General features: G+C 73.0%; 19 protein-coding genes and 1 pseudogene. 12 read left to right on the forward strand and 8 right to left on the reverse strand.

What is annotated here, in order from left to right:
• Positions 1 to 38: 38 nt before the first annotated feature.
• Positions 39 to 1,145: a LamG domain-containing protein gene (locus tag CRYAR_RS43610; protein WP_051570928.1), complete on the reverse strand. Its 1,107-nt coding sequence runs from the start codon at positions 1,143 to 1,145 to the stop codon at positions 39 to 41.
• A gap of 45 nt (positions 1,146 to 1,190) precedes the next feature.
• On the opposite strand from CRYAR_RS43610, the pseudogene CRYAR_RS50910 reads away from it, so the two are divergent.
• Positions 1,191 to 2,221 (forward strand): annotated as a pseudogene (locus CRYAR_RS50910) (LLM class flavin-dependent oxidoreductase).
• Between the two features lie 27 nt (positions 2,222 to 2,248).
• Here the strand turns inward: CRYAR_RS50910 and CRYAR_RS25150 are convergent.
• From CRYAR_RS25150 to paaZ, 4 genes are read right to left on the reverse strand one after another with little or no spacing between them, the layout of a single operon-like run.
• On the reverse strand, positions 2,249 to 3,673 hold the full coding sequence (locus CRYAR_RS25150) for a tetratricopeptide repeat-containing protein (protein ID WP_157018042.1): 1,425 nt from the start codon (positions 3,671 to 3,673) through the stop codon (positions 2,249 to 2,251).
• Positions 3,674 to 3,706: 33 nt separating this feature from the next.
• The gene (paaK, locus tag CRYAR_RS25155; protein ID WP_035855597.1) at positions 3,707 to 5,005 is read right to left on the reverse strand and encodes a phenylacetate--CoA ligase PaaK; all 1,299 of its coding nucleotides are present in this window, start codon (positions 5,003 to 5,005) and stop codon (positions 3,707 to 3,709) included.
• Positions 5,002 to 5,766, reverse strand: coding sequence for an enoyl-CoA hydratase/isomerase family protein (locus CRYAR_RS25160; RefSeq protein ID WP_035855598.1), 765 nt, complete (start codon positions 5,764 to 5,766; stop codon positions 5,002 to 5,004). Before CRYAR_RS25160 ends, paaK begins: the two co-directional genes overlap by 4 nt.
• On the reverse strand, positions 5,763 to 7,760 hold the full coding sequence (gene paaZ, locus CRYAR_RS25165; protein WP_035855599.1) for a phenylacetic acid degradation bifunctional protein PaaZ: 1,998 nt from the start codon (positions 7,758 to 7,760) through the stop codon (positions 5,763 to 5,765). Before paaZ ends, CRYAR_RS25160 begins: the two co-directional genes overlap by 4 nt.
• Before the next feature lie 86 nt (positions 7,761 to 7,846).
• Between paaZ and paaA the strand changes: the two genes are divergently transcribed.
• From paaA to paaI, 7 genes are read left to right on the forward strand one after another with little or no spacing between them, the layout of a single operon-like run.
• The gene (gene paaA / locus CRYAR_RS25170) at positions 7,847 to 8,758 is read left to right on the forward strand and encodes a 1,2-phenylacetyl-CoA epoxidase subunit PaaA (protein WP_035855600.1); all 912 of its coding nucleotides are present in this window, start codon (positions 7,847 to 7,849) and stop codon (positions 8,756 to 8,758) included.
• Complete coding sequence (paaB, locus tag CRYAR_RS25175) at positions 8,755 to 9,042, forward strand: 1,2-phenylacetyl-CoA epoxidase subunit PaaB (RefSeq protein ID WP_035855601.1); 288 nt, start codon at positions 8,755 to 8,757, stop codon at positions 9,040 to 9,042. Before paaA ends, paaB begins: the two co-directional genes overlap by 4 nt.
• A 7-nt stretch (positions 9,043 to 9,049) precedes the next feature.
• A complete protein-coding gene (paaC, locus tag CRYAR_RS25180) occupies positions 9,050 to 9,949 on the forward strand; it encodes a 1,2-phenylacetyl-CoA epoxidase subunit PaaC (protein ID WP_035855602.1) in 900 nt (299 codons plus the stop codon).
• On the forward strand, positions 9,943 to 10,443 hold the full coding sequence (paaD, locus tag CRYAR_RS25185) for a 1,2-phenylacetyl-CoA epoxidase subunit PaaD (protein WP_035866281.1): 501 nt from the start codon (positions 9,943 to 9,945) through the stop codon (positions 10,441 to 10,443). The genes paaC and paaD overlap by 7 nt, the downstream gene beginning before the upstream one ends.
• Positions 10,440 to 11,525 (forward strand): 1,2-phenylacetyl-CoA epoxidase subunit PaaE, encoded by a 1,086-nt coding sequence (gene paaE, locus CRYAR_RS25190; protein WP_425389400.1) that lies wholly within the window; start codon positions 10,440 to 10,442, stop codon positions 11,523 to 11,525. Before paaD ends, paaE begins: the two co-directional genes overlap by 4 nt.
• Complete coding sequence (locus CRYAR_RS25195) at positions 11,518 to 12,261, forward strand: enoyl-CoA hydratase/isomerase family protein (protein ID WP_035855605.1); 744 nt, start codon at positions 11,518 to 11,520, stop codon at positions 12,259 to 12,261. Before paaE ends, CRYAR_RS25195 begins: the two co-directional genes overlap by 8 nt.
• Before the next feature lie 41 nt (positions 12,262 to 12,302).
• Positions 12,303 to 12,701 carry a hydroxyphenylacetyl-CoA thioesterase PaaI gene (gene paaI / locus CRYAR_RS25200; RefSeq protein ID WP_035866284.1) on the forward strand — a complete coding sequence of 133 codons (399 nt, stop codon included), beginning with the start codon at positions 12,303 to 12,305 and terminating at the stop codon, positions 12,699 to 12,701.
• A 17-nt stretch (positions 12,702 to 12,718) separates the two neighbouring features.
• Here the strand turns inward: paaI and CRYAR_RS25205 are convergent, their stop codons facing one another.
• From CRYAR_RS25205 to CRYAR_RS25215, 3 genes are read right to left on the reverse strand one after another with little or no spacing between them, the layout of a single operon-like run.
• Positions 12,719 to 13,333, reverse strand: a complete 615-nt coding sequence (locus CRYAR_RS25205) for a TetR/AcrR family transcriptional regulator (RefSeq protein WP_035855606.1) — start codon at positions 13,331 to 13,333, stop codon at positions 12,719 to 12,721.
• Between the two features lie 12 nt (positions 13,334 to 13,345).
• Positions 13,346 to 14,023: a DJ-1/PfpI family protein gene (locus CRYAR_RS25210; protein ID WP_035855607.1), complete on the reverse strand. Its 678-nt coding sequence runs from the start codon at positions 14,021 to 14,023 to the stop codon at positions 13,346 to 13,348.
• 22 nt (positions 14,024 to 14,045) lie between these two features.
• Complete coding sequence (locus tag CRYAR_RS25215) at positions 14,046 to 14,720, reverse strand: response regulator transcription factor (protein WP_035855608.1); 675 nt, start codon at positions 14,718 to 14,720, stop codon at positions 14,046 to 14,048.
• A 59-nt stretch (positions 14,721 to 14,779) separates the two neighbouring features.
• On the opposite strand from CRYAR_RS25215, the gene CRYAR_RS25220 reads away from it, so the two are divergent.
• The 4 genes from CRYAR_RS25220 to CRYAR_RS43615 are packed head-to-tail and all read left to right on the forward strand — an operon-like array spanning position 14,780 to position 21,030.
• On the forward strand, positions 14,780 to 16,090 hold the full coding sequence (locus tag CRYAR_RS25220) for a sensor histidine kinase (RefSeq protein WP_035855610.1): 1,311 nt from the start codon (positions 14,780 to 14,782) through the stop codon (positions 16,088 to 16,090).
• A 43-nt stretch (positions 16,091 to 16,133) separates the two neighbouring features.
• Positions 16,134 to 17,246, forward strand: a complete 1,113-nt coding sequence (locus tag CRYAR_RS25225; RefSeq protein ID WP_035855611.1) for an alpha/beta hydrolase — start codon at positions 16,134 to 16,136, stop codon at positions 17,244 to 17,246.
• On the forward strand, positions 17,243 to 18,088 hold the full coding sequence (locus tag CRYAR_RS25230; protein ID WP_035855613.1) for a hypothetical protein: 846 nt from the start codon (positions 17,243 to 17,245) through the stop codon (positions 18,086 to 18,088). The genes CRYAR_RS25225 and CRYAR_RS25230 overlap by 4 nt, the downstream gene beginning before the upstream one ends.
• Positions 18,085 to 21,030 (forward strand): phosphatidylglycerol lysyltransferase domain-containing protein, encoded by a 2,946-nt coding sequence (locus CRYAR_RS43615; protein WP_051570929.1) that lies wholly within the window; start codon positions 18,085 to 18,087, stop codon positions 21,028 to 21,030. Before CRYAR_RS25230 ends, CRYAR_RS43615 begins: the two co-directional genes overlap by 4 nt.
• The last annotated feature ends 13 nt before the right edge of the window (positions 21,031 to 21,043 follow it).

Raw genomic sequence — 21,043 nt, forward strand, 5'->3', positions numbered from 1 at the left:
CGAATCCATGCCCGGCTACGGCTCGCCCAGAACACCACCTAGAGCGAGGCCACCTCGGCGGCGGTCAGCGCGGAATCGTAGACCTTGACGTTGTCGATGTTGCCGCGGAACCAGTCGGCGTCGCGGCCGTTGAACTTCGCCCGGCCGACGGCGAACTCGCCCTTCGACGCGAACGCGGCCGCGTACTTCGCGGTGCCCTGCGGCGCCCCGTCGACGTACAGGCGTAGCTGAGCGGCTTTCGCGTCGAAGACGCCGACCAGGCGGACCCAGGTCATCGTCTTCGCCGGTGCGGTGGACAGGGCGCGGGTCCCGGCCGCGTTCGGCGTGTCCCCGGCCACCCGGGAGAAGGCCCACTTCTTCTCGGCCGACGAGTACTGGAGGAAGAACGCGCTGTTGACGGCGCCGTCCTGGCTCACCGCGGTCTGGTAACCCTCGGTGTTCACCAGGAACACCGAGGCCGCGACGGTGAAGCTGCTCCGCGGGGCGGTGTCGAGCACGGCGCCCGGCGTCGTCAGCTGACTGTTCCTGCCGTTGAAGGCGCCGGAGCCGCCGGCGGCGGTGACGTTCGACGCGGTGAGGTCGCGGCCGCCGGTCTCGGCGTCTCCCCGGCCCCCGTCGACGCTCCAGGCCGCGACCGGTCGCGGCCCGGCGGGAACCGGTGCGGCGGCGCTCGGGACGGCGGGGCTCGGGGCCGCGGCGCTCGGGGTGGCGCCGCTCGGGCCGGCCGGCGACACCGACGGCGAGGCCGCCGGGGACGCCGCGGACGGGGACGCCGACCCGCCGGACGCGGTGCGCTCCTCGCTCCCGAACACTCCGCTGACCAGCACGACCCCGCCCAGGACCGCGACCGCGAGCACGGCCGCCAGGGCGACGAGCACGCCCAGGCGCCGCTTCGACGCGGGGGCCTCCGGTGGCCCGTCGAAACTCGGCACCGCCGACGGGTCGGCCAGCACGAACGGCGCCGCGGCCGGTTGCCCCCACGGGTCCGACGTCACTTCGGTCGGCGCTTCCGCGCCGGTCGCAGCCGGTGCCCCGGCCGGGTCAGCCGGTGCCCCGGCCGGGTCGGCCGGGGAGTTCAGGAGGACGGTTTCCCGATCCAGCGAGACGGTTTCCTCGTGGTGTGACCCGGGCCTGTCCTGCGGCACGTCGGAACCCTTCTGAATCGATCGAAGGACCCCACTCTATCCACAGTGGTAACTCGGGCTTCAGCGGCCCGAGGTAGCGTCGGAGCCGTACGTCCCGAGTTCCTCTGGTACATCCCGAACGAGGTCACCGCCGGGCACCGCGGCGACGCCGTCGTGGGGAACCACAACAGCCTGGCGACGCTCACCGCGCACGCGCTGGCGATCGAGGCCCGCACGACCACGTTCCAGCCGCTGGTCGCCGTCCGGCCCGGCTATTGCCACCCGGCGCACTTCGTCGCGTCGGCGGCCACGCTCGACCCCCTGAGCGGCGGCCGGGTGCTCGTCAACGTCGTCTCCGGCCGGATGACCCGGCGGCCTACGGGGACACCGACGGTGATCAGGCCCAGCGCTACGCCCGCACGGCCGAGTTCCTGCGGATCGTGCGGGCGCTCTGGACGCGCGAGCGGGTGACGCTGCCCGGCGAGTTCTTCTCGGTCACCGACTCGACGCTCCGGCTGCGCCCGGTGGCCAGGGCCGGTCGCGCGCATCCTCGGCTTTACTTCGGCGGCGCCTCCGCGGCGGCCGAGCGGGTCGCCGCCGCCGAGGCCGACGTCCAGCTGTTCTGGGCGAGCCGCTGGACGGCATCCGGGACCGCATCGCGCGGCTCCGGCGGCTGAGCGCCGAGGTCGGCCGGGAACACGCCCCGCTGGAGTTCGGCCTCCGCGTCACCACGGTGGTGCGCGGCACCACCGGGCAGGCCTGGGCCGACGCGGAGGCCCGGGTGGCCGCGCTGGCCGACGGCCGGATCGCGGGCGGCCCGAACTGGGACGCCGCGGTCGGCCAGCAACGCCTGCAGGAGCTGTCCGCACGGGGCGACGTCCTCGACGACAACCTCGCACCGCCCCCGGCCGCTACGGCGCGGCCGGCGCGGGCACCACCTGGCTCGTCGGCTCAGCCGAGGACGCCGCGGCGCCGCTGCGCCGGTGCGCCGGTGCCGCGCACTCGGCGTCACCCACTTCGTCCTCTCCGACACGCCGTACCTACCGGAACTCGAGCGCCAGGGCCGCCAACTGCTCCCGCAGCTTGCCTCGGACTAGCTCGAGGCAGCCGACCCCTGCGAACATTTACCGGCGGATTATCTTCAGTGCGTTCTGAATTGCCAACGTCGTCTCGGGGTCGAGATCCACCAGGTCGGCCAGATCGTCCAATGCACCGCCGACGGACCTCATGACATCGGACCGGATTTCGGCCCGGAGATACTCGAAGCCTTCGGTGTAGACCTGCAGCCCCTCAGTAATCCGCCCGGTGAACAGCAGACAATCCCCGTAGTCGAAGAACCGGAACCCGGCTTCTATTTGCCGCTCCAGACTACTGCCCTGCTCCGCGGCTTGATCCTTCGCGTACTGAAGCTCGAACTGGCAGAGCGGGAGAGCTTTGCCGAATCGGGCCTTCGCATCCGTCAACGCAGAAGAGTCGAGCCCGCTCAACATCAGGCCGATGCGGGCGACGTTGAGAAGCGGGTAGACATCCCGCGGGGAGATCAAGGACGCTTTCTCATACAACTCCTTGGCCTCTTTCAAAGCCTCCCAGTCGACGTTCCCCGCACCCCCGCTGAGCGCTATACGGCGCTTCACCCCGCCGAGGACACTCATCGCATCGACGTCCGCGGGGGCAAGGTTGATGCCGCGCTTCAGTGCGGGAATGGCCGCATCCAGTTGTCCCGACTTGCTGAGCACGACACCCAGCTCCCGCCAATAATTCGAGGTTCGAGGTGAGAGCTCCGTAGCTTTCCGCAAATGCTGAACGGCGTCGTCGTCCGCGTCACCGGATTCGCGGAGCGCTCGTCCGAGCTGGAAGTGTCCCTCGGGGGTGAAGGGGTTCACTTCCACCGCGAGTTGGAGCAGGTGGATCTTCGTCTGCAGTGTCGAGGACCTGGCCGCCGCATCGAGATAGCTGTCTCCGTATTTCTGCTGAAGCTCCTCGATTCTGGACTCCAAAGCCTTTATCCGTGCGGACGGCACGGTGATGAACTCAGCACCGTCGCGAACCGGACTGTCGGTTTTCGCCACTTGTCGAGCTTTGAGACCAACCAGGACTGCATTGACGATTCGCTCGATAGAGCTCTCGAGCTGGTCGGGGTCGTTGGAATACGGCTGCGCGCGCGCGGCCACCACGTTGAACGGCAGATCCGCCGGGTCCTGGGCTATCAGTACGGTGACACCGTCACTCATGGCCCAGCGCACACCGAGTTCCAAGTAGACGTTCGCATTCGCACCGGTCAGGTCCACAAGATAGACATCAGCCAACCATGCTTCGCTGTACATGGACCGGTAGATCGATCCGGGCTGGTCTTTGTCCTTCTCGACTATGAGCTCGACCGGCCGATCAAGCCGCGCCTCCAGTTGTTCCCGAACCTTGCCGTAAAGGCGACGTTTGATCTGGTCGGGATTGGCCCAGCCCGCCCTGATGCCCATATCGGATCCGGGCATGGCGACGAAGACTCGCAGGATCGGACGGTCGCCCGGAGAGCTCACCTCACCTGGGGCCATACCGACCACGGTAGCAAAGCGGTTGCGACGTCCTCAGCGCTTCGGGCGTTCGTCGATTATCCGGCGCATCTTGCCGACCGAGCGCTCGATCCCGCCCGGCTCCACCACCTCGACGCTCACCGACACCCCGATCCGGTTCCTGATCGACCGCTCGAGGTGCTCCCCCGCGTCGCCCGCCGCCACGCCGTCGCGCCGTTCGACCCGGACGGTCATCGAGTCCAGGTGGCCGCTGCGGTCGAGGACGCACTGGAAGTGGGGGCTGAGCGGCGCGATGCCGAGGATCAGCTCCTCGATCTGGGTCGGGAACAGGTTGACCCCGCGCAGGATGATCATGTCGTCGGTACGGCCGGTGATCTTCTCGATCCGGCGCATCGACCGGGCGGTGCCGGGCAGCAGCCGGGTCAGGTCGCGGGTGCGGTAGCGGACGATCGGCATCGCCTGCTTGGTCAGCGAGGTGAACACGAGTTCGCCCTCCTCGCCGTCGGGCAGCACCTCGCCGGTGATCGGGTCGATCACCTCGGGGTAGAAGTGGTCCTCCCAGACGTGCAGGCCGTCCTTCGTCTCGACGCACTCGCTGGCGACGCCGGGGCCGATGACCTCGGACAACCCGTAGATGTCGACCGCGTGCATGTCGAGGCGCCGTTCGATCTCCCGGCGCATGTCGTTGGTCCACGGCTCGGCTCCGAAGATGCCGACCTGGAGCGACGTCGTAGCCGGGTCGACGCCCTGGCGCTCCAGCTCGTCGATCAGCGCGAGCATGTAGGAGGGGGTCACCATGATGATCTCGGGGCGGAAGTCCCGGATGAGCTGCACCTGACGCTCGGTCATGCCGCCCGAGACCGGCACGACCGTGCACCCGAGCCGCTCCGCGCCGGCGTGGGCGCCGAGACCGCCGGTGAACAGGCCGTAGCCGTAGGCGTTGTGCAGGATCATGCCGCGGCGGCCGCCGGCGGCGCGGATGCTGCGTGCCACCACGTCGGCCCACGTGTCGAGGTCGTCCCGGGTGTAACCGACGACGGTTGGGCGGCCGGTCGTGCCCGACGACGCGTGGATCCGGACGACGTCCTCGCGCGGCACCGCGAACAGGCCGAACGGGTAGTTGCGACGCAGGTCCTCCTTCGTGGTGAACGGCAGGAGAGCCAGGTCGTCCAGGGTCTTGACGTCGTCGGGGTGCGCGCCGGCGTCGTCGAACGCGGCCCGGTAGTGCGCGACGTTGTCGTAGGCGTGCCGGATCGTCCGGCGCAGGCGCCGGGTCTGCAGCGCGCGGAGCTCGTCGCGGGACGCGGTCTCGATCGGGTCCAGGTCGCCGGGCCGGGGGCTCAGATCCTTCACGGCGCCTCCCCGGTGAACGTGGGCTGCCGCTTGGCGAGGAACGCCTCCACCGCACCCTGGTGGTCCTTGGTCAGGCCGAGCCCGGCCTGCGCCCGCGCTTCGGCGGCCAGCACCGCGTCGAGCTGCTGGGCGAACAGATGCTTCGTCGCGACGTACGCCGCGGTCGGTCCCTGGGCGAGCGTGGCCACCAGCGCGCGGGCGGCGGCGGGCAGCTCGTCCCGGCCCACGGTCGTCGCCCCCAGGTCGGCGGGCGTGAACGGCGTGCCGAGCAGCACCAGCTCGCGGGCCCTGGCCACCCCGACCGCCGCCGACAGCGTCGCGGTCAGCCCCGAGTCGCAGGTGAGGCCGATCGCGGTGAACGCGGTGGCCAGCGTCGCGCCGTCGGCGAAGAGCCGGACGTCGCAGGCGAGCGCGAGCGCGAGGCCGGCGCCGACCGCGGTCCCGTTGACGCCGGCGACGACGGGCTTGTCCATCGTGGCCAGCAGGCGCACCACCGGCGCGTAGTCGCGCTCGACGGTGTCGAACGCCGAGCCCGCGTCCGCACGCAGCGTTTCGGCGTGTTCACCCAGGTCCTGGCCGACGCAGAACGCGGTGCCTGCGCCGGTGAGCAGCACCGCACGCACACCGTCGTCGGCGGCGACCTCCGCCAGCGCCGCGCGCAGGGCCGCCTTGGTGGCGGCGTCCAGCGCGTTGCGCCGCGCGGGCCGGTTGAGCGTGACGATCGCGGCCGCACCGTCGCGTTCGAGCAGCACCTCGCTCATTTCGCCACCAGCGTCAGCACGTCGTAGGTGGCGACCGGGGCGTCGTCCTGGTTGGTGACCACCGCGTCCCAGCGGACCTCGCCGTAGTCGGCGGTGGTGCGCGGCGAGATCTGCTTCACGGTCAGCGTCACGCCGATCGTGTCGCCGGCCTTCACCGGGGTGAGGAACCGCAGGCTGTCGACGCCGTAGTTGGCCAGCACGGGGCCCGGCGACGGCTCGACGAACAGCCCCGCGGCCAGCGACACGACCAGGTAGCCGTGCGCGACGATCCCGCCGAACAGCGGGTTCTTCGCGGCGGCCTCGGCGTCGGTGTGGGCGTAGAACGTGTCGCCGGTGAATTCGGCGAAGTGCTCGATGTCGGCGAGCGAGACGGTCCGGGTCGCCGAGCGGATCGTGTCGCCGACGCGCAGCGTGGCCAGGCTCTTGCGGAACGGGTGGACGTCCTCGTCGGTGCGCGCCGCGCCGGTCGTCCACTGACCGGTGATCGCGGTCAGCAGGTCCGGCGACGCCTGCACGGCGGTGCGCTGCATGTGGTGCAACACCGCCCGGATCCCGCCGAGCTCCTCGCCGCCACCGGCGCGACCGGGGCCGCCGTGCACGAGCACGGGCAGCGGCGAGCCGTGGCCGGTGGACTCCCCGGCGTCGTCGCGGTCGAGGACGAGCACGCGGCCGTGCCAGGGCGCGAGCCCGAGCACGACGCTGCGGGCCACCGCCGGGTCGTGGGTGACCACGGACGCGACCAGGCTGCCCTTGCCGCGGGCGGCGAGCGCGATCGCCTCGTCCATGCCGGAGTAGCCCAGGACCGTGCTGACCGGCCCGAACGGCTCGACGTCGTGCGGCTCGCGGGCGCCGGCGCGGGCCCGGAGCACGACCGGGTTCATGAACGCGCCCCGTTCCGGGGCGCTCTCCGGGTCCCCGACGACGACGTCGGCGGAGGCTCGCAGCGCCTCGACGGCTTTGCGGACCTCGTCCCGCTGGGCCAGGCTCGCCAGCGCGCCCATCCGGACGCCGGGGTCGCGCGGGTCGCCGACCGTGATCGTCGCCAGGCGGGCGCCCAGCGCCTCGATCACGGCGTCCTCGAGCGCCGACGGGACCAGCACCCGGCGGATCGCGGTGCACTTCTGGCCGGCCTTCACCGTCATCTCGGTGACGACGCCCTTCACGAACAGGTCGAACTCGGGGTCGTCGGGCCGCACGTCGGGGCCGAGGATCGAGCAGTTCAGCGAGTCGGCCTCGACGCCGAGCACGACTCCCCCGTCGACGACGTTCGGGTGCCGCCGCAGGATCCCCGCGGTGTGCGCGGACCCGGTGAACGCGACCGAGTCCTGCACGGTCAGCTCGTCGAGCAGGTTCCCGGCGCTGCCGGCGATCAGCTGCAGCGCGCCCTCGGGCAGGAGCCCGGACTCGACGATCCGGCGGACGACCAGCTCGGTGAGGTAGGCGGTCTGGCTGGCCGGCTTGACGATCGTCGGCAGCCCGGCGAGGAACGCCGGGGCGAGCTTCTCGAGCATGCCCCAGACCGGGAAGTTGAACGCGTTGATCTGCACCGCGACGCCGGGCCGCGACGTGTAGAGGTGCCGGCCGACGAACGTGCCGGCCTTGCCGAGCCGCTCGACGCCACCGTCCAGCACGATCGTGTCGTTGGGCAGCTCACGCGTGCCCTTGCTGGCGAAGCTGAACAGCGTGCCGATGCCGCCATCGACGTCGACCGCGGTGTCCCGGGTGGTGGCCCCGGTGTGCAGCGAGAGGGCGTAGAACTCGTCCTTCTGCGCGGTGAGGTGCTTGGCCAGGTTCTTGAGCGACGCCGCCCGCTGGTGGAACGTCAGCGCGGTGATCGCCGGGCCGCCGGTCTCGCGGGCGTGCCGGACCATCGCGCCGAGGTCCAGCCCGCGGCTGGAGATCCGGGTGACCTCCGCGCCGGTGACGGCGTCGAGCAGCGGCTCGCCCTCGTCCGGGGCGCGGTACCAGCGTCCGGCGGCGTAACTCTCGAGCACGGTGCCTCCTCGGGTGTTGCGAAGAGCGGCTTGTTCATGTCACGGTATTACAGACCGATCGTTAAGTAAATGCGCCGGAGGGGCCGATGGAGCTGCAGGAGAAGTTCGACGCCGTCATCGCCCATCACGACCGGATCGAGCCGCGCGACTGGATGCCCGACGGCTACCGCAGGACGCTGATCCGGCAGATCGCCCAGCACGCGCACTCCGAGATCATCGGCATGCAGCCGGAAGGCAACTGGATCGGGCGCGCGCCGTCACTGCGCCGCAAAGCGATCCTGCTGGCGAAGGTGCAGGACGAGGCCGGCCACGGCCTGTACCTGTACTCCGCGTGCGAGACGCTGGGCATCACCCGCGACGAGCTGGTCGAGCTGCTGCTCTCCGGCAAGCAGAAGTACTCGTCGATCTTCAACTACCCGACGCTGTCCTACGCCGACGTCGGCACGATCGGCTGGCTCGTCGACGGCGCCGCGATCTGCAACCAGGTGCCGCTCTGCCGCACGTCGTACGGGCCGTACGGGCGGGCGATGATCCGCATCTGCAAAGAGGAGTCGTTCCACCAGCGGCAGGGCTACGAACTGCTGCGGACGATGATGAGCGGCACCGACGAGCAGCGCGCGATGGTGCAGGAGTCGGTGGACCGGTTCTGGTGGCCGTCGCTGATGATGTTCGGCCCGCCGGACACCGAGTCGCCGAACAGCGCGCAGTCGATGGCCTGGGGCATCAAGCGCAACTCCAACGACGAGCTGCGCCAGAAGTTCGTCGACATGACCGTGCCGCAGGCCGACGCGCTCGGGGTGACGCTGCCCGACCCGGCCCTGACCTGGAACGACGACCGGGGACACTACGACTTCGGCGAACCCGACTGGGCCGAGCTCACCGCCGTGATCCGCGGCGACGGCCCCTGCAACGCCCAGCGTCTGGCCCACCGCCGCGCCGCCCACGACGAGGGCGCCTGGGTCCGGGAAGCCGCGGCGGCGTTCGGAGCCCGGTCGTGAACCGCGCCGAGTGGCCCCTCTACGAGGTGTTCGTCCGGGGCAAGCGCGGGCTGAACCACGTCCACGTCGGATCGCTGCACGCGCCCGACGACACGATGGCGCTCCGCCATGCGCGCGATGTGTACACGCGGCGCAACGAGGGCGTGAGCATCTGGGTGGTCAAAGCCGACGCGATCACCGCGTCCAGCCCGGACGAGAAGGACCCGCTGTTCGCGCCGAACGGCGACAAGGTCTACCGCCACCCCACGTTCTACGAGATCCCCGCCGACGTTCCGCACATGTGAGGCCGCGATGGACAACGTGTACGACGGGCTCCTCGAGGGCGACTCGTCGCAGTGGGCGTTCGGAACCGACTTCGAGGACCCGCTGGCCGGGGTCGACACCACGGTGCCGGCCGGAACCGACGGACCCGACCTCGCCACGTACTGCCTCATGCTCGGCGACGACGCGCTGATCCTGTCGCAGCGGCTGTCGGAGTGGTGCAGCCGCGCCCCGGAGCTCGAAGAGGACATCGCGCTCGCGAACATGGCGCTCGACCTGCTCGGTCAGGCGCGCCTGCTGCTGGCCCGCGCGGCCGCGGCCGACCCCGCGGTCGTGCCGCCGCTGCCCGACGGCTCACCCGTGCCCGCCGAGGACGCGCTCGCGTTCTTCCGCGACGCCGGGCAGTTCCGCAACGTGCGGCTGGCCGAGGTGCCCAACGGCGACTTCGCCCACGTCGTCGTGCGGCTGCTGCTGTTCTCGGTCGCCCGGCTGGCGGTTCTGGCCGCGCTGCGGGGCAGTGCGGACGCGGTCCTCGCCGCGGTCGCCGCGAAGGGCGTCAAGGAGCTGACCTACCACCGTGACTGGGCCGGTCGCTGGTTCGTGACCCTCGCACAGGGCACCGAGGAGTCCCGGCGGCGCCTGCTGGACGCGCTGGACTCGCTGTGGCCGCTGCGTGCCGAGCTGGTCACCGCGCACCCGGTCGAGCGCGCGCTCTCCGGCGTCGCCGCCGAGGTCGGCACGCTCGCCGACGAGGTCGACGTCGTCCTCGACCAGGTGTTCGCCGTCGCCGCGGTCGAGCGGCCCACCCGTGCGCCGCTGGCCGGCGTGGGCGGGCGCACCGGCCGGGACGGCCTGCACACCGAGCACTTCAGCCTCCTGCTGGCCGAGATGCAGTCGGTCGCGCGGGCCCACCCGCGGGGGCGCTGGTGATCGCGGCCGACCGGGCCGCCGCGGTGGCGGGTGAGGTCCGGGATCCCGAGATGCCGATGCTGACGCTCGTCGATCTGGGCGTGCTGCGCGACGTCGCGGTCGAGGGCGACACCGTCGTCGCGTCGATCACGCCGACGTACTCGGGGTGTCCGGCGATGGCGACGATGCGCGACGACCTCGTGCACCGGCTCACCGACGCGGGCTTCCCGCGCGTCGAGGTGCGGATCGTGCTCGAACCGGCCTGGTCCAGCGACTGGATCACCGACCGGGGCCGCGCCGCGCTGGCCGACGCGGGCCTCTCCGCGCCCGGCCCGGCCCGCCCCGCCGGCGGTCCGATCGCGCTGACGCTGGGCCGGGTCCGCCGCGCGCTGACCTGTCCCCGCTGCGGCAGCACCGCGACCGCGCTCGTCTCCGAGTTCGGCGCCACCGCCTGCAAGGCCCTCTACCGCTGCACCGACTGCCTCGAACCCTTCGACCACGTCAAGGAGATCTGATGACCGCGCCCGCGATGGTCCCGGCCCGGTCGGCGGTGTTCCACACGTTGACGGTTTCGGGCGTCGAGCGGCTGTGCGACGACGCGGTCGCGGTCACGTTCGCGGTGCCCGACGAGCTCCGCGACGCCTACGCGTTCCGTGCCGGGCAGTCGCTCACGCTGCGCCGTTTCGTCGGCGGCGTCGAGGAGCGCCGGTCGTACTCGATCTGCGCCCCGGTCGGCAGCGCGCCGGCGATCGGCGTCCGGGAGATCCCCGGCGGGCTGTTCTCCGGCTGGCTCGTCCGCGAGGTCCGGCCCGGCACCCGGATCGACGTGCAGACGCCCACCGGGGCCTGGAACGCCGACCCGGCCACCGGCGAGCGGCACCTGCTCGTCGCCGCCGGCTCCGGCATCACGCCGCTGCTCTCGATCGCCGGTACCGTCCTCACCCACCCCGGCGCCCAGGTCTCGCTGCTCTACGGCAACCGCACCAGCGCGACCGTGATGTTCACCGAGGAGCTCGGCGACCTGAAGAACCGGTACGGGCCCCGCCTGCAGATCGCGCACGTGCTCTCCCGCGAGCCCCGCGACGTCGAGCTCTGGGCCGGGCGCCTGGACCGCGACCGCCTGCGCCGGCTGCTCACCGACGTGATCCCGGCCGAGACCTTCGACCACGTCTGGCTCTGCGGCCCGCTGGCGATGGTCGAGGACGCCCGCGCGGTGCTCGCCGACTGCGGGATCGCACCGCAGCGCGTCCACGTCGAGCTGTTCTACGTCGACGCGCCGCCGCCGGAGCCCCGCCGGAGCAGGCCCGGGGTGGCCGGCGCCACGACCGCGCTGACCACCGTGCTCGACGGTCTGCGGGCCACCGCGGACGTCCCGCGCGACGGCACGATCCTGGACGGCGCCCAGCGGACCCGGGCCGACCTGCCGTTCGCCTGCAAGGGCGGCGTCTGCGGGACGTGCCGGGCGCTGGTGCGCGAGGGCGAGGTCGACATGCGACGCAACTACGCGCTGGAGCCGGCCGAGGTCGCGGCCGGGTTCGTGCTCACCTGCCAGACGTTCGGCCTCGGCGACGCGGTGACGGTGGACTTCGATGCCTGAGCCGCTGGTCGTCGAGGACGCCGGGGACCGGGTCGTGTGGCGGCTCAACCGGCCCGAGGTGCGCAACGCGATCGACCAGGAGCTGGTCACCGCGCTGCACGCGGCGTGCGCGGCGGTGGAGGCCGAGCCGCGGGTCGTGCTGATCGTCGGCGAGGGTGGCACGTTCGCGGCCGGGGCCGACATCGCGCAGCTGCGTGAACGGCGCCGCGACGACGCGCTGCGCGGTATCAACTCGTCGGTCTTCGACCGCGTCCACCGGCTACCGATGCCGACGATCGGGCTGGTCGACGGGTACGCGCTCGGCGGGGGCGCGGAGCTGGCGTACGCGTGCGACTTCCGGATCGGCACCCCGCGCACCCGGGTGGGCAACCCGGAGACCGGGCTCGGGATCCTCGCCGCGGCCGGGGCGGCGTGGCGGCTCTCGGCGCTGGTCGGCGAACCGCTGGCGAAGGAGATCCTGCTCGCCGGGCGGATCCTGGACGCGTCCGAGGCGCACGCGGTGCGGTTGCTGAACGAGGTCGTCGAACCGTCCGGGCTGATCGCGGCCGGGCACCGGCTGGCCGACCGCATCACCGCGAACGCGCCGCTCGCGACCCGCCTGTCCAAAGCCGTGTTCCACGCTCCGCGCGGCGCGCACCCGTTCGTGGACGACCTCGCGCAGGCCGTGCTGTTCGAGACCGAGGCGAAGGAGGCGCGGATGGCGGCGTTCCTGGAGCGCAAGGGGCGGCGGTCGTGAGCGTCGCCCCGGTCGACGTGGCGCGGCGCAGCGCGGAGGTGATGCTCGCCGCCGACCGGGCCAGCCGTTCGCTCGGGATCACGCTCGAGCACGTCGGCCCCGGCACCGCCGAGGTCTCGATGGTGGTCCGCGAGGACATGACGAACGGCTGGGAGCTGTGCCACGGCGGTCTCATCGCGACGCTCGCCGACACCGCGTTCGCGGTCGCGTGCAACTCGCACGGCGAGGTCACCGTGGCGGCCGGCTTCGACGTCACGTTCCTGGAGTCCGGCCGGGCCGGTGACCGGCTACGTGCCCACGCCGAGGAACGCTCCCGGCGCGGGCGCTCCGGGATCTACGACGTCACCGTCCGCCGCGACGACCCCGACGGCTCCCCCGGCGTCGTCATCGCCGAGTTCCGCGGCCGCAGCCGCTCGCTGGGCCGCCCGATCACGATCTGATTCGTGGGAGCACCGGCTCACGGACGGGCCAGGCCGTCGAAGGCCAGCTGGGTCAGCGCGTCGGCGACCGCGGCCGCGTCGTACGCCCCCTCGGCGCGGTACCACTCGACGAGCGAGTTCACCATGCCGAACAGCAACCGGCTGACGAGCTCGGCCGGGATGTCGTCGCGCAGGGCGCCCTCGGCCACCGCCGCCCGCACCAGCGCGGCGAGCCGGTCGTCGAGCCACCGCCGCCGCGCCAGCGCCTCGACCTCGACCGGTGTGTTGCCCCGCACCCGCAGCAGCAGCGTCACCGCGGGCTGGTGCGCGACCAGCACCTCCACCGAGCGCCGCACGACACCGCGCAGCCGGTCGTACGCGCTGGAGGATTCGGCGTCCTCGACCGCGCCGCCCACCACCGCGGTCAGCTCGTCGAGCGCGTCGTCGAGCGCGAGCCGGAGCAGGTCCTCCTTGCTCGTGAAGTGGTGGTAGATCGCGGGCTTGGTGACCCCGAGCTCCTTGGCCAGATCACCGATGCTGGTGGCGTCGTACCCCTTGCGGTTGAACAGTTCCACCGCGGTACGCAGGACCGCCGCCTGGTCGTAGCCGGGCCGGCCGCGGCCGCGGCGTGGGGCGGGGTCGGCTGCTGTCACCGCCGAAGCCTCTCACGACCCGATCCGCGCGGCGGCGCGCGCCACCAGCGGCTCGCGGGTGCGCCGGGTGTCGGCGAGGATGCGCTCGACCCGCGCCGGGTCCGCGTCCGGGCTGGTCGGTGACCCGGCGTCGAACGGCGGCCGCGGGTCGTACTCCATCGCGAGCTGCAGCTCGCGTGCGGTCGCGTCGTCGTAGAGCTCGGCGGCGACGGTGAGCGCGAAGTCGATGCCGCTGGTGACACCCCCGCCGGTGAACACGTTGCCGTCGCGGACGACGCGCGCCCGCTCGGGGACCGCGCCGAGCAGCTCCAGCAGCGGGTGCGACGCCCAGTGCGTGGTGGCGCGCTTGCTGCGCAGCAGCCCCGCCGCTCCGAGCACGAACGCGCCGGTGCACACGCTCGTGACGTACCGGGCCCCGGCGGCCTGCGCGCGGACGAAGTCGAGCGCGACGTCGTCCTCGAGGAGGTCGAACGCGCCGTGCCCGCCCGGCACCATCAGCACGTCGGCCGGCGGGGCGTCGGCGAAGCTCACCGTCGGGACGATCGAGAAGCCGGCGTCGGTCGGCACCGGAGCGACGTCGTGCCAGGCCAGGTCGATCGTCGCGCCGGGCAGCCGGGAGAACAGCTGCACCGGACCGGTGAGGTCGAGCTGGGTCACGCGCGGGAACAGCAGCGCCACGAATCGCACCATCCGACCCTAGCTCGGTGCCCGGTCAGGCCTCCGGGTCCAGGCGGTAGCCGGCGCCGCGCACGGTGCGGAGCGTGTCCCGGTCGAACGGGCGGTCGATCTTGTCACGTAGGTGCCGGACGTAGACGTCGACGACGTTCGAGCCGCCGTCGTAGGCGAAGTCCCAGACGTGCTCGATCAGGTGGGTGCGGCTGAGCGTCTCCCCCGGGTGGCGCAGGAACTCGTGCAGGAGGGCGAACTCGCGCGCGGAGAGGTCGAGCGGCGTCGTCCCCCGGTGCACCGCGCGTGTCGCCGGGTCGAGCGTCAGATCCGCGACACGCAGCAGCGTCGGGCGCGGGACCGGGCCGCGGCGGGTCAGCGCGCGGACGCGGGCGTAGAGCTCGTCGAGCGCGAACGGCTTGGTGAGGTAGTCGTCGGCACCGGCGTCCAGGCCCCGGACGCGGTCCTGGACGTGGTCACGCGCGGTCAGCATCAACACCGGCACCCAGACCCCGTCGGCCCGGATCCGGCGGACCACCTCGAAGCCGTCCGGGGGCGGGATCGTCGCGTCCAGCACGATCCCGTCGTACTCGGTCTCGGTGATCCGCCACAGCGCGTCGACGCCGTTCACGACCGTGTCCACCGCGTAGCCCGCGCGGCGCAGCCCCCGGTCGAGAAGCGCGGACATGGGCGGGTCGTCCTCGACGACCAGCAGCCTCATGGCCCCAGGATAGAGGTAGACATGTCGCGGAGCGTGAACGTCGGAGGAGGGGTGATGCGATGCGATCGCTGCGTAGCCGGCTCGTCGTCATCTTCGCGGTGGGGTCGGCGCTGACGCTGCTGCTCGGGCTGGGCGGGCTGTACGCGCTCGTCGACCTGCGCCTGCGCTCGGCGCTGGACACCGAGCTCAGCTACCGCAGCGCCGACCTCGCCGCGAGCATCTCCGTACGCGAGGGGCGGATCGTGCGCTCCGATCCGCTGGCGCAGCTCTACACCGCGGACGGGACGCTGCTCGCCGGGTCGCCGTCGCTGAGCGGGCACCGGCTGCTCAGCGAGGAACAGGTCCGGTTCACCGACCGGCCGTGGAGGACCGACACCGAGACGAGGATCGGGCACAGCACGGGCGCTGTTCCGCTGCGTGTGGAGGCCCGCCGGGTGGGCACGAGCGGTGAGGTGCTGGCGGTGGCGGCGTCGCGGCGGGTGATCGACCGCGCCAGCCTCAGCGCGCTGGTGGGCCTGGTCGCGGCCGCACCGCTGCTGATCGTGGCGTTGAGCGGCGCGGGCTGGCTGGTCGTCCGGGCCGCGTTGCGACCGGTGGACTCCCTCACCCGGGAGGCGGCCTCGATCTCGTCGTTCGACCACGACCGGAGGCTGCCGCGGGTCGCCGGCGACGACGAGATCGCCCGGCTCGCGGCCACGCTCAACGGCATGCTCGAGCGCCTGCACGTCGCGTTCGAGCGGGAGCGCGCGTTCGTCGACGACGCCAGCCACGAGCTGCGTACCCCGATCGCCGTGCTCCGCGGCGAGCTGGAACTGGCGCTGACCGCGCTCGACGACCCGGCCGAGGTCGAGCAGTCGCTGCGCGCGGCCCAGACGCAGGCGGTGCGGCTGACCCGCCTGGCCGAGGATCTGCTGCTGCTCGCCGACGACCCGGTCGCCGTCCGCGAGCCGGTCGACCTGCTCGCGTTCACGGCCGCCGAGACACCGGCGCTCGGCCGGGTGGTCGGCCTGCGGATCGAGACCACCGGCTCCCCCGTCGAGGCCTCGGTCGACGCCGACCGCCTCCGCCAGGTGTTCACGAACCTGGCCGGGAACAGCGCGGCGGCCGGCGCCGGCAACGTCCGGGTGACGATCGGCCACGACGACGCCGGGGCGCGGATCGAGTGGGCCGACGACGGTCCCGGTTTCCCACCGGCGCTGCTGGGCTCGGCGTTCGACCGGTTCGTGCGGGGCGACGCCGCCCGGGCACGGGGTACCGGCGCGGGCCTCGGGCTCTCGATCGTGCGGGCGATCGTGACCGCCCACGGGGGCACCGTGCAGGCCGGGAACGGCGCTCCGCTGGGTGGCGCGGTGGTCACGGTCCGCGTCTGACGTTTTCATCGTCGTGTCATCGGGCGCGGCGCATCGTGCGGTCATGAGCCTGATCGGACTGCCGCTCCTGCTGGTTCTGAGCGCGGCGCTACTGGTGGTGCTGGCCGTGACGCTCATCGGCTGGAACCGCTGGCCGCGCCTGGTGGCGTGGCCGGCCCGGGCGCTCTGCCTGCTGCTCGTCATGGTGCTGCCGGTCGCGGTGAGCGGCGACCTCATGAACCGCTACTACGGCTTCTACACGTCCTGGAGCGACCTGACCGGCGGCCCCGTCGACGTGCGGCTGACCACCGCGGCCGAACTCCACCACGAGCGCGTCTCCCCGTCGGACCTCGCCGACGGGCGGGCGGCGGCGGCGCACGGCCACGGGATCATGATCCCGTGGGCGATGCCGGGGGCACGGTCGAGGATCAACCGCAGCGGCTACGTGTACTTACCCGCGGCCTACTTCGACCGGGCGCGCTCCACCGAGCGGTTCCCGGTGATCGAACTGCTGCACGGCTACTCCGGCAGCCCGCACAACTGGGTGCACGCGCTGCCGATCGCGTCGATGCTCGACACCGAGATCGCGGCCGGGCGCATGGCGCCGGTGATCGCGGTCGCACCGTACGAGTACGACCGCAACGACGGCGAGTGCGTCAACGCGGTCCGCGGCGAGCAGAACGAGACCTACCTGGCGCGGGACGTCCCCGCCGACATCGCGAACGCCTTCCGCACCGCGACCGCGCCGGGCTCCTGGTCGACGCTCGGCTTCTCCACCGGCGGGTTCTGCGCGGTGGACATGGCGCTGCACGCCCCGGGGACCTACCGCGCCGCGGTGTCGCTGAGCGGCTACTTCAACGCGCTGACCGACGCCTCGACCGGAGACCTGTACCGCGGTGACCTGGCCGTGCGGCACTACGACTCGCCGGCGTGGTTCGTCCGGCACCGCCCGGTGCACCCCTCGCTCTACGTCTTCGCCAGCGGCGGGGACAAGGCGGCCATGCGGGAGATCGCGCCGTTCCGCCGGGCGGTGCCGGCCGGCACCGACCTGACCACGGTCACGGTGCCCACCGGCGGCCACAACACGACGGTGTGGAACGCCGCGCTGCCGCCGGCCCTGGACTGGCTGGGACACCGCCTGCCCGCGCCGACCACGACGCCGCTGGTCGCGAAATGAACGCGCACCTGGTCGCGACGGCGCTGGCCGCGACCGCCGCCGCCGGGTACGGGATCAGCTCCCTGCTGCAGGCGATCGGCGCCCGGCAGCCCGGCGGCACGCTGCGCCGCCCGGTGTACCTGGCCGGGCTCGGGCTGGACGGCCTCGCCTGGGTGGCGTCGCTGGCCGCGGTGCGCGGGTTGCCGCTGTACGCGGTGCAGGCCGTGCTGGCCGGGTCGGTGGCGGTCACCGCCGTCGCGGCGCGGGTCGTGCTCGGCACCCGGCTGCGCCGCGCCGACACCGGGGCACTCGTCGTCACCGTGGGCGCGTTGGCCGTGCTCGGCGGGAGTGCCGGGTCCGAGCACGCCGTCGCGCTGTCGCTCCCCGTCCGGTACGGCGTCCTCGCGGTCGCGCTGCTGCTGGCCGCGGCCGGCTGGGCCACGATCGGCCGGCTGACGTCCGCCCGGGCCTCGGCCGCACCGGCCACCGCCGGGTGGGCCGCGGTCGGTGCGGCGCTGGCCGGGGCCGCGTTCGGGGGCACCGCGCTCGCCGCCCGCGCCGTGAGCCTGCCGACGCCGTTCTCGCCGCTCGCGCTGGCCGCCGACCCCCTCGTCTGGGCGCTGGCCTGCTTCGGGGTCACCGGCACCCTCCTGTACGCCTCGGCCCTGGAACACGGCGACGCCGCCCGCGTCACCGCGCTGCTCTGGATCGTCGAGGTCCTGCTTCCCGCCGGGTTCGGCGTCGCCCTGCTCGGCGACACCGTCCGGCCGGGCTGGGGACCGGCCGCCCTGAGCGCCGTCCTCGCGTCGACCGCCGCCGCGGTCGTGCTCGCATCCCCTCAACCGGAAGTGGCCCGACGATGAACGAACAGCTCGTACCGGATCGGCTGACCCTCGAACTGCCCGCCGACGCGACCGTGCTGGTCTGCAGCGACCTGCACCTGCACCAGACCGCGACCCCCGCGACCGCCCGGATGGAGCAGGACGTCGTCGCGCGCCTCGAGAAGTGGGACGGGCCCGGCGTCGTCGTCCTCAACGGCGACGTCGTCGAGCTGTGGGGCGAACCGGAGGGCACGGTCGCCGGCGCGCTGGCGGCCCACCCGGCGCTCACCGCGGCCCTGCGCCGCTTCACCGACGAACCCGGCCGCACGCTCGTCGTCACGGTCGGCAACCACGACGCCGCGATCGCCTGGGACGAGGGCGCGGCGACCGCGCTCCGGGACACGATCGGCGCGCGCTGCGCCCTGCAGGTCGACCTGGCCTTCGCCACCCCCGCCGGGCGGCGCGTGGTGCGCTGCGAGCACGGCCACGCCTACGACCCCGCGAACGCGTTCGCCGACCCCCGGGATCCGCTCGACTCGCCGCTGGGCCAGCACATCGTCCAGCAGGTGCTGCCCGAGGCGCGGCGGGCGCCGTTACTCGGTGACCTGCCGGATCTGGCCGATCCGGGCGCCGCCGGTGAGTTCATCGGCTCACGCCTGCTCTACCGGCACCTGGCGCCCGCGGCGAAGTGGCTGCTGATCCCGGTGGCCGTGCTCCTCGCGCTGCGCATCCACGGTCTGGTCCGGCTCGTCTCCCACCCCGCGCGCTTCGAACGCTGGGGGTTCTTCCTCGGCGCCGGCCTGGTCGCGGAGATCGCGCTGATCGCGCTGCTGGTCCTGCTCGTCATCCGCACCGTCTACACCGGATTGGCGTCGAGCGGGTTCGGGCCCCGCGGCCGGGGCTCGAACGCCGCACCGCAGGCCGCCGCCGCGGCGCTGTGCGCGCAGGGGTTCGCCGGCCTGATCACCGGCCACACCCACCAGCCCGAGCTGAGCCCGGTGCCCGGCGGCTTCTACGCGAACACCGGCAGCGGCACCCGGGTGGTCGAGCGGCGCGCGGCGCGCTGGTTCCTGCCTCCGGTCTTCGTCCCGCTGCTGCGCCGTGTCTGGGTCGAGCTCGACGTGGTTCACGACCTGCGGATCCGGCTGGTCGTCCACCAGACGCCCAGCGGGGAGAGCACCCGGGTCGAGCGGCTGGCGGCCCGCCGGGTCGCGACCCGCGAGTCGGTCGTCGCGCAGCTGCCGGGACAGGCCGGTTGGCCGTTGCCGCAGTGCGGGCTGGAGCGTCGCGCCCGGCTCGAGCGCACCCGCCGGCTCGCGGCCCTCGCGGTGGCGGCGGTCGCGCTCGTCGGGCTCGGGTCGGCGCTGACCGCACCGCTGCACGGCCGGTTCGACGCGCTGCTGGACGTGCTCCCGATCGAGGCACCGCGGGCGGCGGCCGCCGCCGTGGTGTTCACCAGCACCGCGCTGCTGCTCCTGGCCTGGGGGCTGCGCCGGGGCCGGAGCGTCGCCTGGGCCACCGCGCTCGCGCTCCTGCTCTCCTCGGCGGCGCTGCACGTGCTCAAAGGACTGGACCTGGAGGAGGCCGGGCTCGCGCTGCTGGTGGCCGGTTGGCTGGTGCGCCAGCGGGCGGCGTTCCCCACGCATCCCGACCGGCGGACGCTGCGCTGGACGCTCGCGGTGCTCGCCGCCGGGGTCGCGGTCGTCGGGGGCGCCAGCGCCGCGCTCGGTGGCCTTCGCGGCGGGACCGTCCGGGCGGTCGTCGAGCGGATGGTCGGGGAACACGACCGGCCGCTGCCGGGTGCGGGGCCGGTGCTCGCGCCGGTGCTGATCGCGGCCGGGCTCAGCCTGCTGCTCGTGCTGGCCTGCGTCCTGCTGCGCTCCCGCCGGCTGCCGGCGCCCAGCGGAGCGGACCGCGCCGCCGACCTGGCCCGCGCCCGCCGCATCGTCGCCCGTCACGGCGGCGGCACCCTCGACTACTTCGCGCTGCGCGACGACAAGAGCTGGTTCTTCACCGGCGACTGCCTGGTCGCGTACGCGATCCGCAACGGCGTCTGCCTGGTCTCCCCCGACCCGATCGGGCCACCGGAACAGCACGCCGACGCGTGGGCGCAGTTCACCGCGTTCGCCGATCGGCACGGCTGGCCGGTGAGCGTGCTCGGCGCCACCGAGGGATGGCTGCCGATCTACCAGGCCGGTGGTCTGCGCCCGATCTACCTCGGCGACGAGGCGATCGTCGACTGCACCGCGTTCACGCTCGATGGCCGACCGTCCAAGAGCATCCGCGGTGCGTACAACCGGGTGCGGAAAGCCGGGTACACGGTCCGCTTCTACGACCCGGCCGACCTGCCGCCTGACCTCGCGGACGAGTTGCGCGCGCTGGCCACCGAGAGCCGCATCGGGGAGGTCGAACGGGGCTTCTCGATGACGCTGTCCCGACTCGGCGAGGCCGACGACACCGGGCTGATGCTCGCCGTCGCGCACGCCCCCGACGGCCGGCCCGACGCGTTCTGCCACTGGGTTCCGGCCGCCGATCTCCACGGCTGGTCGCTGGACCTGATGCGCAGGCGCACCGATCGGGAGCTGCCGAACGGCCTGACGGACTTCGTCATCATCGAGACGATCCTGCACCTGAAGACGCGCGGCGAATGGGGTCTCGGCCTGAACTTCGCGGTCATGCGGGCGGTGCTCGCCGGTGAACGCGGCGAGGGCCGGCTCAGCGAACTCCAGCGGCAGTTGCTGCGCCGGTTCTCCGACGGCACGCAGATGGAGACGCTCTGGCACTACAACGAGAAGTTCCGGCCGCTGTGGCGCCCGCGCTACGTCGTGCTCAGCGACCTGAGCAACGTCGCCCCGCAGGGCCTCGCGATCGCCGGCGCGGAGGGGCTCACCGAGATCCCGGTGCTCGGCCCGCTGCTGAGGCCGCGTCCGGCCGTCCACGTCACCGCCCCGGAAAAGCGTACGGAGGCGTATAGCATACGGTGACGTACAGCTCGAG

Origin of the sequence: Cryptosporangium arvum DSM 44712 (genome assembly GCF_000585375.1) — a bacterium.
GTDB classification, from domain to species: Bacteria; Actinomycetota; Actinomycetes; order Mycobacteriales; family Cryptosporangiaceae; genus Cryptosporangium; species Cryptosporangium arvum.